Genomic DNA, 14,983 nt, shown 5'->3' on the forward strand with positions numbered 1-14,983 from the left:
TGAACAAAATACATTTTGATAAAATGAATTTCAGAAAAGATATTGGATTTGATTTAATTTAAAGACATAAAAAAAACACAAATGGAATTTTAAAGTTCCATTTGTGTTCTATTTATTTGGATTTGATATTATTATCCTAAAAATGAATGAGCTGTAGTATCTTGTTGATCTTCACCACTATCTTTATGTAATTTTAATTGTTTACACCAGTATACAATAGCAACTGAGCAAATAATCATAAAAATCCAGTTGATAAAATTGGCACCAAACCAAGTTTTAAGTTCTAGTGAACGCAAAAAGTCTAGAGGAGCGAATAAAATGTTTACAAATAAATATTGTATTCCTTCAAAAAATGATGTCATAATGTATCTCTTTAAATTTTATTATTTTATTTTTTGGAAATTCGGGGGTTAAAACAAACTTTGTTAGGAATCTTTTTTAATCTTGTCCCTTTCCTTTTTAAACAAGTATTATATTTACAGTCGCAAAAATATAAAATATCCTTATGATAACAAGTGTTTTTAAAAAATCTACACCATTTAATTTTTCTTTGGTTGTTATTTTAATGCTGGTTTTCTTTTTCCTGTATCAAATTCAAGACATAGCTTGGACAAATTCTGTGATTTCTATTCTCCAAAAAACAGGTTTGTTTTTGATTTTATTTGCAACGGTTTTTCTTAATAGTTTTATTTCCAAAAAAAACGGACTCAGTAAAGACAGTACGTACACGGCTTTTTTTACTTTTTTGTTTCTGATTTTTTTTCCAGATTTATTTAAAAATTCTAATTTAATTCTGGCTAATTTTTTTGTACTATTAGCCATTCGTAGACTTATCTCGTTGCAAACATTAAAAGATTCTAAAGAGAAACTTTTTGATGCTTCATTGTGGATTTTTATGGCAGCTTTACTTCACTTTTGGAGTATTTTGTATCTTCTTTTGGTTTTTATATCAATTATATTTCACGTATCTCGTGATTATAGAAATTGGGTAATTCCATTTATCGCTCTTTTGACGGTAACGATTTTGTTTATTGCCTGTTCTTTAATCTTTGACATCAACAGCATCGCTTTTTTAAAAGAAAATTGTAAAATTGATTTAAGAATTGATTATTTCAAAAACAATTATCAAAATGCTGCTTTTTCAATCTATATTACAGCAGCATTATTTTTTGTCGCATCAATGTTCATTACATTGTCCAGCAGACCTTTGGTATTGCTTTCTTCGTATAAAACTGTAATCGCATCTTTCTTTATCGGAATCTTAATTTTCGTGTTATCTGCCAATAAAACCAATGAAGTATTGGTTTTTACATTTGCGCCGCTTGCAATATTGGCAACATCTCATATCGAAATATCTCAGCCTAAATTGAAGGAAGAAATTGTGATTTTCGTGCTTATGGCATGTAGTTTATTTGCTTTTTTTTCTCAGTTATAATTTAGTTCCATAAGATAGATCGCCAGCATCTCCAAGACCTGGAACAATATAATTTTTGTCATTGAGCTTATCATCCAATGAAGCAATCCAAAGGTGACACGAATCAGGCAAGTTTTGTTCCAAATAGGCAACACCTTCTGGCGCCGCAATAATAACAGCGATATGAATTTCTTTTGGTTTTCCTCTATCGATTAATTTATTAAAAACCGCAACTAAAGATTGCCCTGTAGCCAGCATGGGATCGACTAATAACAGATTTTTGTTGACAATGTCGGTGATAGCTTCATATTCTACAAGGATATCAAAATAGTGATCGTTATTGGGATGATGTCTATAGGCCGAAATAAAACCATTTTCAGCATTATCAAAGTAATTCAAAAATCCCTGATGTAAATTTAATCCAGCTCTTAAAACAGAACACAAAACCAATTGATCTGCGATTTCTGTTGTTTCTTTTACGCCAAGAGGAGTCGTGATTGCGACCGATTTGTATGATAAAGTTTGACTTATTTCATAAGCCATAATTTCGCCAATCCGTTCAATATTTCTACGAAAACGCATACTGTCTTTTTGGACGGTTACATTTCTGATTTGACCCAAAAAATGATTTAAAACACTGTTTTTTTCCGATAAATAATGAATTTTCATGGTTACGTTATTAAGAACTGAATTTCTAGACTTTTTTCTATAGTATAAAAGTATAAAAAGTATCTTTGTATTTCTAAAATCATAAAAGATATGTTTTCAAAATTAGCTTATTCAGTATTTGAGCAAAGTATAAAAGATTATCACAAGTTTGATAATGTGGATCAACCAATAAACAACCCTTTTCCAAAAGATAAATTCGAACATTTATTATATCTAAAAAATTGGATTGACACCGTACAATGGCATTATGAAGACATCATTCGTGACCCAAATATTGATCCAGTTGCGGCATTAACTTTGAAAAGGAAAATTGATGCTTCAAATCAAGAGCGAACAGACATGGTTGAATATATTGATAGTTATTTTCTTCAAAAATACAGTCATGTTGTTGTAAAAGAAAATGCAAAAATCAATTCTGAAAGTCCAGCTTGGGCATTTGATAGATTGTCAATTTTAGCTTTAAAAATCTATCATATGAATGAAGAGGCTAATCGTGCCGAAGCTTCACAAGATCACAGAGATAAATGTCAGGCAAAATTGAACATTCTTTTGGAGCAAAGATCAGATTTATCTACTGCAATTGAAGAATTATTGACTGATATCGAAAATGGTGATAAATTCATGAAAGTGTACAAACAAATGAAAATGTACAACGATGATGATTTGAATCCGGTTTTATATCAAAATAAAAAATAGTTTATTGGCAACAAATTTGTCACTAAAGATTAAACATATAGCCGTCATGAGACTTTCCGCAATGGGAGATGTCGCCATGACGGTTCCTGTTTTGCGAGCTTTTACAAATCAGTATCCAGAGGTAAAAATCACAGTTGTTTCCAGACCTTTTTTCAAACCTTTTTTTGATGGAATTCCAAATTTGACTTTTTTTTCCTTTGATGAAAAAGAGCGTCATAAAGGCTTCAAAGGCTTGTTGCAGTTATTTAAAGATCTGAAAGCATTGCAAATTGATGCTTTTGCAGATTTACACAATGTATTACGTTCCAAAGTGGTTCGAACACTTTTTGCTTTATGCGGAAAAAAAGTCGCAGCTGTTGATAAGGGAAGAGCTGAGAAAAAAGCCTTAACAAGTCTTGAAAATAAAATCTTCAAACCCTTAATAACAATGTTCGAAAGACACGTAAAAGTATTTGAACAGCTTGGTTTTACAGTGGATTTATCCAATCCTAAATTTCCTGAAAAAGCAATTATAAATACTGAAATCAAGGAATTAATTGGAGATAATTATCAAAAACTAATTGGAATTGCTCCTTTTGCACAATATGATTCCAAAGTATATCCGTTGGATTTGATGCAGGAAGTTATCAATGAATTAGCAAATAATAAAACTCAAAAAATTTTGCTTTTTGGTGGAGGAAAAAAGGAAATTGAGCTTTTAAATTCTCTTGCAAAAGATAAAGAAAACGTGATTGTGGCTGCTGGAAAAATTAAATTCCAACAGGAGTTACAACTTATGAGCAACTTAGATGTGATGCTTTCTATGGATTCTGGAAATGCTCATATTGCAGCGATGTTGGGTGTAAAAGTAATTACACTTTGGGGCGCAACACATCCTTATGCTGGATTTTCACCGTTTAATCAGCCATTGGAAAATGCTTTGGTTTCTGATAGAAATCAGTATCCAAAATTGCCAACTTCAGTTTACGGTAATAAAAACGTGGATGGTTATGAAGATGCTATGAGAACGATTCTTCCTGAGAAAGTAGTGAGCAGTGTCCAGTCGGCAGTATACGAATAGATTTCAGCATTGCGTCATACACGATTATAATAGCAAATAAATTAAATGTTTATGCCCTAGTCCTCAGTTTATAAATCTGAGAATCTAGGGCATTTATTTTCAAGCTTTTCAATCTGCTAACTGAGATCTGCTATCTGACTACTTTTTTTAAACATCATCATAATCCACACGAATCGTTGGAGTCGTTGGATGTGCCTGACAAGTTAGAATTAAACCTTCTGCAATTTCACTATCGGTAAGAATAGAATTTTTTCTCATTTCAGCGTGACCTTCAGTGACACGGGCTAAACAGCTACTACAAATTCCGCCTTGACAAGAATAAGGAGCATCAATCCCTTCTTTAAGTGCAGCGTCAAGAATGCTTTGTTTTTGTGACATCTCAAAACTAGTTTCCTCATCATCAACCAAAATTGTTATTTTAGAATGACCATTTAAAGATTGGCTGATAGGTTGTTCTTGTGAAGATGAGGTAAAAAGTTCAAATTTTATAGCTGATTCTTTTACATTTTTTTCTTTTAATATATTAGAAACAGTATTAATCATGTCTTCTGGACCACACAAATAGAATTTGTCAAAATCCATAGTGGCATGTTTTGTATTCAAGATATAATTTACATTAGCTTTATCAATTCGGCCAAATAATGCATTTTCAACATTTACTCTGCTATATACATGATCTATAAACAAACGGCCAACATATTGCAATTGCAAATCGTGTAATTCCTGATGAAAAATAGTCTCTTCAGGAGATTTGTTTCCATAAACAAGTGTAAATGAGCTTTTAGGCTCGTTTTTCAAAACCGATTTTATAATGGATAAAACGGGAGTAATTCCGCTACCTGCTACAAAAGCAATGTAATTTTTTTGACGATCACTTTCGGGTTCAAAAATAAATTTCCCTTCTGGTTTTCCTACTTCAAGAACATCTCCGGCTTTTAATTTAGTATTAGCAAATTGAGAAAAAGCACCATCTTTTACAGCTTTTACGGCAATTCTCAACTCACCACTTTCTGGAGCTGAACAAATAGAATAAGCACGACGCATTTCAGTATTGTCTAATGTCAATCGTAAATTAATGTATTGACCCGCAATAAAACTGTAATCCGGTTTTAATTCTTCGGGAACATTAAAAAGTATTGAAACAGCATCTTTGGTTTCGCGTTTTACTTCTTTTACAATCAGTTTAAGGAAATTTGGCATGAGATTAATTTTTTGCAAAGATAGTAAACGATAACGTTTTCTAAAAATGATTCATTTTGAAATATTGCACATAATTTGGTCACGTATAAGCTTCTTATGTATGTTTATAATCAATACCTTAAGATTATCTTTGGCCTTGCAATGATGAAATGATTAAAAATTTACAATTATACCAAGGAAGTTTGAATACCATAATTATGAAATTGCAGAAAGAAAATGATAAAATGTATGGCTATGGAATTACCTAAATTGGAAAAATTATTTAAGAAACATTGGAGTTCAGTGAATCTTAAATTTTACCATTGTTTCTTGTGTTTTGGATGTTTGGAATATTGACAGGAATTATCGTAATTTAATTCATGAGATTTCTAATAGAAAAATAGAATTTCTTTTTGTTGTAACATTTTTTTAGCCTAATAGACTCATTAACAAACCAAAATAAAAACCATGATTGCAAAATTTATTTATCTCGAATGGAAATCTTTTTTGAGGTCGGCTTCTTTCGCTACGAATCTGGCGATGAAAATTTTACTTGGATTTCTGGTTCTCTATTTTACCTTATGTTTTTTAGCTTTGGGTGTTGGAGCTTTTTACATTCTAAGGGAAATGAAATTAGATCCTTTGGTAACTATAAACAAGTATTTAATCTACTACTTTTTGATGGATTTGATTATAAGGCTTTTGCTTCAGGCAATTCCTGTAATGAACATTCGACCTTTGTTGACACTACCATTTAAAAGACCAACAATTGTTCATTTTTCTTTAGGTAAAACAGCTTTGTCTTTTTTCAATATAGGACATGCATTTTTATTTCTTCCTTTTTGCGCTGTTTTGTTGTATGAAGGTTTTAATCCGATAAGTGTTGTGGTTTGGGGCATAGCAATGTTTTCATTAATTTATTGTAATAACTTTTTAAACATTTTATTGAACAATAAAGATAATTTGTTGGGGATTTTTATTACGATCGCTTTAGTTTTAGCGGGCTGTCAATATTATAAACTTTTTGATATAACGAATTATACACTTCCTTTTTTTGAAGGACTGTTTCATACCAATTGGCTTTTTATAATTCCAGTTTTAGTTTTAGCAGGCCTTTATTATTGGAATTATAATTTTCTAAAAGGCGATTTATATCTGGATGCAGGATTGTCTGTTAAAAATGATATTGCCAAAACTGAAGATCTAACATGGTTGAACCAGTTTGGAACTTTAGGAATTTTTTTGAAGAATGACATTAAATTAATCAAAAGAAACAAACGTTCGAAAACAACAGTGGCGATGAGTGCGTTGTTTTTATTTTATGGATTGATATTTTTTAAGAACCCTTCACAACCACCAGCAATGCACATATTTGCAGGGATATTTGTTTCGGGAGGATTTTTATTCACTTTTGGACAGCTGGTTCCAAGTTGGGATAGTTCGTATTATCAATTGATGATGACGCAAAATATACCTTATCGAGGTTATTTGAATTCAAAATGGTGGCTCATTGTAATTGCTACAGTTGTTTCAACTATTTTGGCTTCTTTCTATTTGTATTTTGGTTGGCAAACATATCTTACTATTGTGGCAGGTGCCATTTATAATATTGGTGTGAATTCCCATTTGGTTCTGTTAGGAGGCGCTTACACAAAGACACCAATAGATTTAGCAATGTCCAAAGGAGCTTTTGGTGACAAGAAATCAATGAATGTCAATACAATGCTACTTACATTACCTAAACTGTTTTTGCCAGTACTTTTATATTGGTTAGGTTCTCGTTTTAGTAGTCCACAATTTGGTTTGGCTTTGGTAGCATTAACAGGGGTATTAGGATTTGTATTTAGAAGCAAGGTTTTTTCAATTATAGAGAAAATTTACAAAAAAGAAAAATACAAAACCATCGCAGCATATAAACAAAAAGGGTGATCATCATGTAGAGACGTTGCAATGCAACGTCTCAATCACACAGTGTCTGAACAAGCAACCAGAATAATCTAAAGTCTAAAATTTTAATTCTAAAATTACCATGATACAAGTAAATAATCTTTCCAAAAAATATAACGAAACAACAGTATTAAACATACAATCATTAGAAATTCCAAAAGGGCAAAGTTTTGGATTGGTTGGTAATAACGGAGCAGGGAAAACAACTTTTTTCAGTTTGTTATTAGATTTAATTCAGCCAACAACAGGAACTATTTTAAATAATGAAATTCCCGTGAGTACTAATGAAGGATGGAAATCTTTTACAGCCTCTTTTTTGGATGAGAGTTTCCTGATAGGATATTTAACTCCCGAAGAATATTTTTATTTCATCGGCGATTTGAGAGGACAAAATAAAGCTGATATTGATGCGCTATTACTTCAATATGAAGAGTTTTTTAATGGCGAAATCCTTAAAAACAAAAAATACCTGCGAGATTTATCCAAAGGAAATCAAAAAAAAGTTGGAATTATTGCAACTTTAATTGGAAATCCAGAAGTAATAATTTTAGATGAACCATTTGCCAATTTAGATCCAACAACAGTGAACAGACTAAAAAATATCATCCGGGAATTAGCTGATAATCCAAATATTACGATCTTGGTTTCTAGTCACGATTTGCAGCACACCGTTGATGTTTGCGATAGAATTGTTGCCTTAAATAAAGGAGAAGTTGTAAAAGATATGCTTACTTCCAAAGAAACGCTTCACGAATTGGAATTGTTTTTTGCGGTTTAAATTTATATATTACAAAAAGAAACGTATTTTTACAAGTCGTTACACTAAAACACTTTTTCACAAGTTTTAAAGACTTAAACGTTTTCTTTTGAATAGCAATACATCTAAATATTTTTTAGCTTTAATTTTTCTGTCTTTCTTGATAGCTTGTTCTACCAAGAAAGATACTATGCTGGCGAGAAATTCCCATGCTTTGAGTACAAAATATAATATCTTGTACAATGGACAAATTGCTTTAGACAAAGGCATTAAAGCAATCAATGACAATACTCCCGAAAATTTCTGGAAGCGTTTGCCTATCGAAAAAATGCAGCTTAGCGACGACGTGCCTGCAGATGGAAAAGCTAAAAATGCCGACTTTGAATTAGCCGAAGCAAAAGCTACCAAAGCTATTCAAAAGCACTCGATGAATATTGAAGGAAACGAAAAAAATTATCAAATCGACGAAGCTTATTTGTTATTAGGAAAATCAAGATATTATGATCAAAGATTTATTCCTGCTTTAGATGCTTTCAATTACATTCTTTACAAATATCCCAATAGTAGTAATATTTATGATGCCAAAATTTGGCGTGAAAAAACCAACGTTCGTTTAGGTAATGAAGCCGTTGCTATAAAAAATATTTCAAAACTTATTAAAGATAACGAGTATACAGTAAAAGAGGTTAAAAAACAGAAATTAAATCATCAGGAATTTGCAAATGCGAATGCTATCTTGGCTAGTGCTTTTTTAAATTTAGAAGAAAAAGATAGTGCGATTGTAAAATTAAAATTGGCAAATGAATTCACAAAAATTCATGAGGAAAAAGAGCGCTACTCCTTTTTGCTTGGTCAATTATACGAAGAAGCCGGTAAAAAAGACAGCGCAATTTATTTTTATCAAAATGTTATTGATATGAATAGAAAAGCCGAAAGAAAGTTTGTAATTGAAGCGTATGCTAAGAAAGCTCAACTTTCAGATTATAAAGATGCTGATTATGATTTGTTTATCAAAAAATCTAAAAAAATTATCGAAGACAGAGAAAACAGACCATATTTGGACGTAATTTATCACAGTATGGGTATTTTTTATGACCATCATGAGGAAAAAGAAAAAGCATTAGATTTCTATCACGCTTCATTAGACGCAAAATCAACAGATCCTTATTTAAATGCTTCCAATTATAGAAATATTGGAAATTTATATTTTAAGCATACCGAATATTTGAGTGCGGCCAAAAATTATGATAAATCGTTGGAATTATTAGATCCTAAAACCAGAGAATATCTTCAGATTTCAAAAATCAGGAGAGATTTGGATCAGGTTATTATTGATGAAGAAATTGCCAAACGAAACGATAGTATTATTTATGTTGCTAAATTAACTGATCCCGAAAAAGTTGTTTACTTTGAAAATTATATTCAAAAATTAAAAAGTAGCGACGAACTTAAAAAGTTATTGGAAGAGAAACAGAAGAAAATAGATAACAATATAATGTTAAATTCTGCTCCGAATGATCAAAATATAGCAGTTCCAAATCAAAATGCACAACCATTAAATCCGCCTACAGATCCACCAAGTACAATAGGAAATGCTGCCGCCAATACTTTTTATTTTTATAATCCAAATACAGTTGCTTATGGAAGATTGGAATTCAAAAAAATCTGGGGTAACAGAGCTCAAAATACGTATTGGAGATTTTCTACAGCAACTGATCAGGGAGCAAATGCATCAGCAAACATAACATCTGATAATATTGCTACTTCGGATGATAAAAAAGCTATAACAACAACATTAGACGAAAGATATACAACGGAGTATTATTTAAAACAATTACCAAAATCACAAAAAGTAATTGATAGTATTGTAAAAGAAAGAAATTCAGTTTATCTCGAATTAGGAGTTATTTATAAAGAGAAATTCAAAGAATATAATTTAGCATCCACCAGACTGGAAAAATTGTTGCAATTGCAGCCAGAAGAAAAATTAATACTGCCTACAAAATACAATTTGTATAAAATTTATGAAATTACAGATCCAACAAAAGCAGCAGCGTTAAAACAGGAAATAGTAAACCAATATCCCGATTCTCGTTATGCACAAATTATTATAAATCCCAATGCAGGTACTACTGGAATCGGAACCCCAGAAGGAGAATATGATAATTTGTACAGATTGTTCAAGCAAGAATATTTTGCAGCAGTTTTACAGCAAATTGACGGATTGATCAATCATTTTACAGGAGAAGCTATTGTTCCTAAATTTGAATTATTAAAAGCAAACACTATTGGTAAATTATATGGCTTAACAGCTTATAAAAAAGCAATGCAATATGTAGCTGATAATTATTCAAATAGCAATGAGGGGAAAGATGCGATAGAAATTCTTAAAACGCAAATTCCACTTCTAGAGCAATTAAAGTTCAGTACAGCGGATAACAAAAACTGGAAAGTTATTTTTAGAATTGACAAAAATGACACTAAAACCGAAGCAGCAATTGAAAGCAAAATAGTTTTATTTTTTGCTAATGAAAATGTAGAGATGCTAAAATACAGCTGTGATTTATATACTGAAAAAGAAAGTTTTATTACAATTCAAGGCATTCACTCAGAATCATACGCTCAATTTGTTGTCGCCCTTTTTGCTGAGAATGAAAAATATAAAATCAAGCAACCAGGAATTATAATTTCAGGTGAAAATTATAAGATAGTCCAAATCAAGAAAAATTTAGATGAATATCTTTCATTAAAAAAACTGTAATTATGTTTGATAAACCAAAATCATACACAGATCTATTAGGGAAAACCAATAGAATTGTAGAAGGTACAAGGATCCACGGCGATATCACTTCACCAGCTGATTTCAGGCTCGATGGTGAGTTAATTGGTAATTTTACATCTAATGGGAAATTGGTAATTGGTCCAGCAGGGAGAGTCAAAGGAGACATTATTTGTAATACAGCAGATATCGAAGGAAAATTTGAAGGAAAAATGCGGGTTGAAAACATGTTAAATATTAAAGAATCAGCAAGCATTATTGGAGAAGTTGAGATAGGTAAACTATCTGTAGAACCAGGCGCAGTCTTTAGCGCATCATGTATAATGTTGTCAAATGCAAAAAAATCAACAAATGCCAACGAACAACAATGATCCTAAAAAAAACAACTATAATAAGTGGTTGTCTCTGATAAACATACCAATACAAATGGGAGTTATCATCTTCCTGTTTTCCTATTTGGGAAACTGGCTAGACGAAAAACACCCAAGTCCAAAAGTATATTATGTAAAAATAATGGTGATAATTGGAGTGTTTTTGGCTCTTTATAATGTTATGAGACAAGTGAACGACATCAATAAAAAACAATAAAAAATCCAAATGAATCTTAAAAAATCATATCCATTTGTTGCTTTATTGGGTATTGCATTCTTTTTATACCTAATCCACAAAATGGTTTTCAATAGTCTAAATATTGATCAGACTCATTTTCATTATTCTTTAGAGAACCTTTATTTGTTTTTTTTCATTTTATCAGCAATAATTTTTCAGGTTTTAATAACCATCAAAAAAAGGAGTTTTGATAATGTTGGAATGTCTTTTCTTGTAGTAACCAGCATAAAAATGATTTTTTGCTATCTGGCATTGAGACCATTATTACATACAACTGAGCCAAATAATCCTACTGAAAGAATAAATTTTTTTGTACTGTTTATTATCTTTTTAATAATTGAGACCCTTTTTACTATACGGTTAGTTAACGAAAAGAAATAATTCAAAAATTCAGTTATCTATTTCTTAAAAAAAAGTTTTATATGCTTTCGGTTATTAATAAAAAATGTACCTTTGCACCAAATTTTAGAATCGTTAAAAAACAAGATATTTAAGAGATATGGTGATTTCCAAAAAAGCACTTAGATTAATTATAGCAAGTTACGTTATATGTCTTCCGTTTATTAGTTTTGCAAACCCAGAACCAGATACTACAAATGTTAAAACTGTAGAGACTCATGAGGTCGCAAAATCAGCTCACGAAGAACACGCTGAACCTACTGATGTAAAGTCTAAAATAAAAGGATTTATTAATCACCACGTTTTGGATTCCCACGATTTTACTTTCTTCCAAGATGACGAAACAGGAAAACATTATGGTTTTTCATTACCTGTTATTATATGGGATAATGGTCTTCAGGTTTTTTCTTCTTCAAAATTCGAGCACGGTGAAGCTGTAGCTGAGTCAAACGGGAACTATTATGTAATAAATCACCACGACGGTAAAATTTATAAAACAGATGCTACAGGGACTTTGACCGAAGACGAAAAAACGGGGCACCCAACCAATGTACGTCCTTTGGATTTGTCGATTACAAAATCGGTTTTGTCTATTATGATTGCAGCGGTTTTGATGTTCTTTATTTTTACAAGCTTGGCTAAATCCTACGCTAAAAATAACGGAATCGCCACTGGAGGAGCTCGTATCTTTGAACCGTTAGTTGTTTTTATCCGCGATGAAATTGCGATTCCAAATATTGGTGAGAAACATTATAAAAGATACATGAGTTACTTATTGACTATCTTTTTCTTCATTTTGTTTTTGAATATTTTTGGGTTAATGCCTTTTGGTATCAATGTTACCGGAAATTTTACCATTACATTTTCATTAGCAATCCTTACTTTTTTAATTACAAACTTTACAGCCAACAAAAACTACTGGGGTCATATTTTTTGGATGCCAGGTGTGCCAAAAGTGATGCGTTTGGTTTTGGCTCCAATTGAGTTATTAGGAGTTTTTATTAAGCCTTTCTCATTGATGATTCGTTTGTATGCGAATATTTTTGCCGGACATATCGTATTGATGAGTATTATTGGATTGATGTTTATTTTCAAAAGTTGGATTGGAAGCAGTTTGTCTTTTGGATTGTCATTTGCACTTTCTATTCTTGAAATATTAGTGGCATTTTTGCAAGCATATATTTTCACGATGTTATCTGCGTTGTACTTTGGTTCTGCAGTAGAAGAGCATCACCATGAGGAAGCTCATCATTAAAATGTTTAATTGTTATTTGTAGAACAGTTCAACGCTTCAACAAATTACCAATTGAATTCAAAAAAGAATGTTTAATTTTTAATTATATATATTATGCAAATTCCAACTATTGTAGGAGCAGGATTAATTGTAATCGGAGCAGGTTTAGGTATTGGTAGAATCGGTGGTTCAGCAATGGACGCTATCGCTCGTCAACCAGAAGCTTCTGGAAAAATCCAAACAGCTATGCTTATTGCAGCTGCACTTATTGAAGGTATTGGTTTCGCAGCGTTATTCGCAGCTTAATTAAAACACAAAAAAACAATAGTTGCAACGGTTGGTTGTAACTATTGTTTTAATTAATTGTTGAAAATTATATTAAACAGATTAAATTTTATTTTTTAAAATACAATTTACAATTTATAAAAAAATGGAAAAGTTAATAAATCAGTTTGAGTTAGGTTTGTTTTTCTGGCAAGTAGTAATATTTGTTGGATTAATTTTGTTATTGAAAAAATTCGCTTGGAAACCAATTCTTGATGCTGTAAATGATAGAGAAGAAGGAATTAAAAACGCATTACTTTCTGCAGAAAATGCTAAAAAAGAAATGCAAAATTTACAAGCAGATAACCAACGTATTTTACAAGAAGCTAGATTGGAGCGTGACAACATGCTTAAAGAGGCTCGTGAAATGAAAGACAAAATGGTTGAAGACGCAAAAACTGAAGCTCAAGCTCAAGGTCAAAAAATGATCGAACAAGCTAAGGCTGCAATTGAAAGTGAAAAAAATGCAGCTATGTCTGAATTGAAATTACAAGTTTCTACTTTGTCTCTTAGCATTGCTGAAAAATTATTAAAAGAAGAATTATCTAACAAAGAAGCTCAAACTAAATTAGTTGAGAAAATGTTGGGTGATGTAAAATTGAACTAATCATGGCAAGTACTAGAGCAGCAAATCGTTATGCAACGGCAATTTTAGATTTAGCTTCTTCAAAAGGAGTATCAGAAGTTGTGAATAATGACATGAAATCTATTGCTTCAACTATTAAAGGAAATGAGGAATTGAATACTTTTATTCATAACCCAACCATTAAAGTTGATGTAAAAGAGAACGCACTTTTAGAAGTTTTTGCTAGTGTTGACAATGTAACCAAAGGATTATTTCATTTATTATTTGAAAATAAAAGATTTGAAATTCTGAACGCTATTGCAACAGAGTATAATAAGTTATTTGATATCAAAAATAATGTTGAAGTTGCTAAAGTAACTACAGCAATAGCTATGGATGCTGAGTTGGAAGCGAAGGTTAAAGCTAAAATTGCAACATTATCAGATAAAAAAATCACGATTGAAAATATTGTAGATCCATCAATCATTGGAGGATTTATTTTAAGAATAGGCGATCAGCAGTATAATGCTTCTGTTGCCAACAGATTACAAGTTTTAAAAAGAGAGTTAAGTAATTAGTTTTATTACACATTAGTGTCTAAATTATAAATTAAGATGGCGGAAATTAAACCTGCTGAAATATCAGCAATATTAAGAAAGCAAGTAGAGGGTTTTGAATCTGGTGCAACGCTAGAAGAAGTAGGAACTGTACTTCAAGTTGGAGATGGTATTGCTCTTATTTATGGGCTTTCAAATGTTCAATACGGTGAGCTAGTTGAATTCGAAAATGGATTAGAGGCGATCGTTTTGAATCTTGAACAAGACAATGTTGGGGTGGTACTTTTAGGACCTTCAACAGGAATTAAAGAAGGATCAACTGCAAAAAGAACTCAACGTATTGCTTCTCTTAAAACAGGAGAAGGAATGGTAGGACGTGTAGTGAACACACTTGGTCAACCAATTGATGGTAAAGGGCCAATCACTGGTGAATTATTTGAAATGCCATTAGAAAGAAAAGCTCCTGGAGTTATCTTCCGTCAACCAGTTACTGAGCCTCTTCAAACAGGGGTTAAAGCGGTTGATGCTATGATCCCAGTTGGTCGTGGACAACGTGAGCTTGTTATTGGTGACCGTCAAACTGGAAAATCTACTGTTTGTATTGATACCATCTTAAATCAAAAAGAATTTTACGATGCAGGAAAACCTGTATTTTGTATATATGTAGCTATTGGACAAAAAGCTTCTACAGTTGCTGGAATTGCAAAAACTTTAGAAGAAAAAGGAGCAATGGCTTATACAGTGATCGTAGCTGCAAATGCTTCTGATCCTGCTCCAATGCAAGTTTATGCTCC

16 protein-coding genes and 2 pseudogenes are annotated in these 14,983 nt (G+C 31.6%); 15 read left to right on the forward strand and 3 right to left on the reverse strand.

Annotated features, from left to right (window positions below; genetic code table 11):
• Window positions 1-131: 131 nt before the first annotated feature.
• Window positions 132-362, reverse strand: a complete 231-nt coding sequence (locus tag VLC96_RS15345; protein ID WP_325264305.1) for a DUF6341 family protein — start codon at window positions 360-362, stop codon at window positions 132-134.
• Between the two features lie 143 nt (window positions 363-505).
• Between VLC96_RS15345 and VLC96_RS15350 the strand changes: the two genes are divergently transcribed.
• A complete protein-coding gene (locus tag VLC96_RS15350; protein ID WP_325264308.1) occupies window positions 506-1,435 on the forward strand; it encodes a DUF6427 family protein in 930 nt (309 codons plus the stop codon).
• Here the strand turns inward: VLC96_RS15350 and upp are convergent.
• Complete coding sequence (upp, locus tag VLC96_RS15355; RefSeq protein ID WP_325264310.1) at window positions 1,430-2,083, reverse strand: uracil phosphoribosyltransferase; 654 nt, start codon at window positions 2,081-2,083, stop codon at window positions 1,430-1,432. The genes VLC96_RS15350 and upp overlap by 6 nt on opposite strands.
• Window positions 2,084-2,173: 90 nt before the next feature.
• Here upp and VLC96_RS15360 point away from each other — a divergent pair, with 90 nt between their 5' ends.
• The gene (locus tag VLC96_RS15360; protein WP_325264312.1) at window positions 2,174-2,779 is read left to right on the forward strand and encodes a DUF4254 domain-containing protein; all 606 of its coding nucleotides are present in this window, start codon (window positions 2,174-2,176) and stop codon (window positions 2,777-2,779) included.
• Between the two features lie 46 nt (window positions 2,780-2,825).
• Entirely contained in the window at window positions 2,826-3,839 is a 1,014-nt protein-coding gene (locus tag VLC96_RS15365; protein ID WP_325264314.1) for a glycosyltransferase family 9 protein, read from the forward strand.
• A gap of 147 nt (window positions 3,840-3,986) precedes the next feature.
• Here VLC96_RS15365 and VLC96_RS15370 read toward each other — a convergent pair whose 3' ends face one another.
• Window positions 3,987-5,039, reverse strand: a complete 1,053-nt coding sequence (locus VLC96_RS15370) for a ferredoxin--NADP reductase (RefSeq protein ID WP_325264316.1) — start codon at window positions 5,037-5,039, stop codon at window positions 3,987-3,989.
• A 149-nt stretch (window positions 5,040-5,188) separates the two neighbouring features.
• Between VLC96_RS15370 and VLC96_RS15375 the strand changes: the two are divergent.
• The 12 genes and pseudogenes from VLC96_RS15375 to VLC96_RS15430 form a co-directional block, all read left to right on the forward strand.
• A pseudogene (locus tag VLC96_RS15375) lies at window positions 5,189-5,284 on the forward strand (PadR family transcriptional regulator); the annotation flags it as partial.
• 202 nt (window positions 5,285-5,486) lie between these two features.
• Window positions 5,487-6,947, forward strand: coding sequence for a DUF5687 family protein (locus VLC96_RS15380; RefSeq protein ID WP_325264318.1), 1,461 nt, complete (start codon window positions 5,487-5,489; stop codon window positions 6,945-6,947).
• Window positions 6,948-7,047: 100 nt separating this feature from the next.
• The gene (locus tag VLC96_RS15385; RefSeq protein ID WP_325264320.1) at window positions 7,048-7,743 is read left to right on the forward strand and encodes an ABC transporter ATP-binding protein; all 696 of its coding nucleotides are present in this window, start codon (window positions 7,048-7,050) and stop codon (window positions 7,741-7,743) included.
• Between the two features lie 88 nt (window positions 7,744-7,831).
• Window positions 7,832-10,483: a type IX secretion system periplasmic lipoprotein PorW/SprE gene (gene porW / locus VLC96_RS15390; protein ID WP_325264322.1), complete on the forward strand. Its 2,652-nt coding sequence runs from the start codon at window positions 7,832-7,834 to the stop codon at window positions 10,481-10,483.
• 2 nt (window positions 10,484-10,485) lie between these two features.
• Window positions 10,486-10,872, forward strand: a complete 387-nt coding sequence (locus VLC96_RS15395; RefSeq protein WP_325264324.1) for a bactofilin family protein — start codon at window positions 10,486-10,488, stop codon at window positions 10,870-10,872.
• Window positions 10,853-11,089, forward strand: coding sequence for an AtpZ/AtpI family protein (locus VLC96_RS15400; RefSeq protein WP_325264326.1), 237 nt, complete (start codon window positions 10,853-10,855; stop codon window positions 11,087-11,089). The genes VLC96_RS15395 and VLC96_RS15400 overlap by 20 nt, the downstream gene beginning before the upstream one ends.
• A gap of 9 nt (window positions 11,090-11,098) precedes the next feature.
• Window positions 11,099-11,491, forward strand: coding sequence for a DUF6168 family protein (locus VLC96_RS15405; protein WP_325264328.1), 393 nt, complete (start codon window positions 11,099-11,101; stop codon window positions 11,489-11,491).
• A 118-nt stretch (window positions 11,492-11,609) separates the two neighbouring features.
• Window positions 11,610-12,764 carry a F0F1 ATP synthase subunit A gene (gene atpB / locus VLC96_RS15410; RefSeq protein WP_325264330.1) on the forward strand — a complete coding sequence of 385 codons (1,155 nt, stop codon included), beginning with the start codon at window positions 11,610-11,612 and terminating at the stop codon, window positions 12,762-12,764.
• 93 nt (window positions 12,765-12,857) lie between these two features.
• A complete protein-coding gene (atpE, locus tag VLC96_RS15415) occupies window positions 12,858-13,049 on the forward strand; it encodes an ATP synthase F0 subunit C (RefSeq protein ID WP_077374818.1) in 192 nt (63 codons plus the stop codon).
• A gap of 124 nt (window positions 13,050-13,173) precedes the next feature.
• Window positions 13,174-13,674: a F0F1 ATP synthase subunit B gene (locus tag VLC96_RS15420; protein WP_325264331.1), complete on the forward strand. Its 501-nt coding sequence runs from the start codon at window positions 13,174-13,176 to the stop codon at window positions 13,672-13,674.
• A 2-nt stretch (window positions 13,675-13,676) separates the two neighbouring features.
• Window positions 13,677-14,210, forward strand: a complete 534-nt coding sequence (atpH, locus tag VLC96_RS15425; protein ID WP_325264333.1) for an ATP synthase F1 subunit delta — start codon at window positions 13,677-13,679, stop codon at window positions 14,208-14,210.
• A gap of 36 nt (window positions 14,211-14,246) precedes the next feature.
• A pseudogene (locus VLC96_RS15430) lies at window positions 14,247-14,983 on the forward strand (F0F1 ATP synthase subunit alpha); the annotation flags it as partial.

Source organism: Flavobacterium sp. (genome assembly GCF_035456085.1).
Classification (GTDB): Bacteria; Bacteroidota; Bacteroidia; order Flavobacteriales; family Flavobacteriaceae; genus Flavobacterium.

Excerpts from the sequence above, each read along its gene's own strand:
- VLC96_RS15385 (WP_325264320.1), top strand. The coding sequence starts at position 7,048 with ATGATACAAGTAAATAATCTTTCCAAAAAATATAACGAAACAACAGTA.
- atpH (WP_325264333.1), top strand. The coding sequence starts at position 13,677 with ATGGCAAGTACTAGAGCAGCAAATCGTTATGCAACGGCAATTTTAGAT.
- VLC96_RS15350 (WP_325264308.1), top strand. The coding sequence starts at position 506 with ATGATAACAAGTGTTTTTAAAAAATCTACACCATTTAATTTTTCTTTG.
- VLC96_RS15360 (WP_325264312.1), top strand. The coding sequence starts at position 2,174 with ATGTTTTCAAAATTAGCTTATTCAGTATTTGAGCAAAGTATAAAAGAT.
- VLC96_RS15395 (WP_325264324.1), top strand. The coding sequence starts at position 10,486 with ATGTTTGATAAACCAAAATCATACACAGATCTATTAGGGAAAACCAAT.
- VLC96_RS15370 (WP_325264316.1), bottom strand. The coding sequence starts at position 5,039 with ATGCCAAATTTCCTTAAACTGATTGTAAAAGAAGTAAAACGCGAAACC.
- atpE (WP_077374818.1), top strand. The coding sequence starts at position 12,858 with ATGCAAATTCCAACTATTGTAGGAGCAGGATTAATTGTAATCGGAGCA.
- VLC96_RS15405 (WP_325264328.1), top strand. The coding sequence starts at position 11,099 with ATGAATCTTAAAAAATCATATCCATTTGTTGCTTTATTGGGTATTGCA.
- VLC96_RS15365 (WP_325264314.1), top strand. The coding sequence starts at position 2,826 with ATGAGACTTTCCGCAATGGGAGATGTCGCCATGACGGTTCCTGTTTTG.
- VLC96_RS15400 (WP_325264326.1), top strand. The coding sequence starts at position 10,853 with ATGCCAACGAACAACAATGATCCTAAAAAAAACAACTATAATAAGTGG.
- VLC96_RS15380 (WP_325264318.1), top strand. The coding sequence starts at position 5,487 with ATGATTGCAAAATTTATTTATCTCGAATGGAAATCTTTTTTGAGGTCG.
- VLC96_RS15420 (WP_325264331.1), top strand. The coding sequence starts at position 13,174 with ATGGAAAAGTTAATAAATCAGTTTGAGTTAGGTTTGTTTTTCTGGCAA.
- upp (WP_325264310.1), bottom strand. The coding sequence starts at position 2,083 with ATGAAAATTCATTATTTATCGGAAAAAAACAGTGTTTTAAATCATTTT.
- atpB (WP_325264330.1), top strand. The coding sequence starts at position 11,610 with ATGGTGATTTCCAAAAAAGCACTTAGATTAATTATAGCAAGTTACGTT.
- VLC96_RS15345 (WP_325264305.1), bottom strand. The coding sequence starts at position 362 with ATGACATCATTTTTTGAAGGAATACAATATTTATTTGTAAACATTTTA.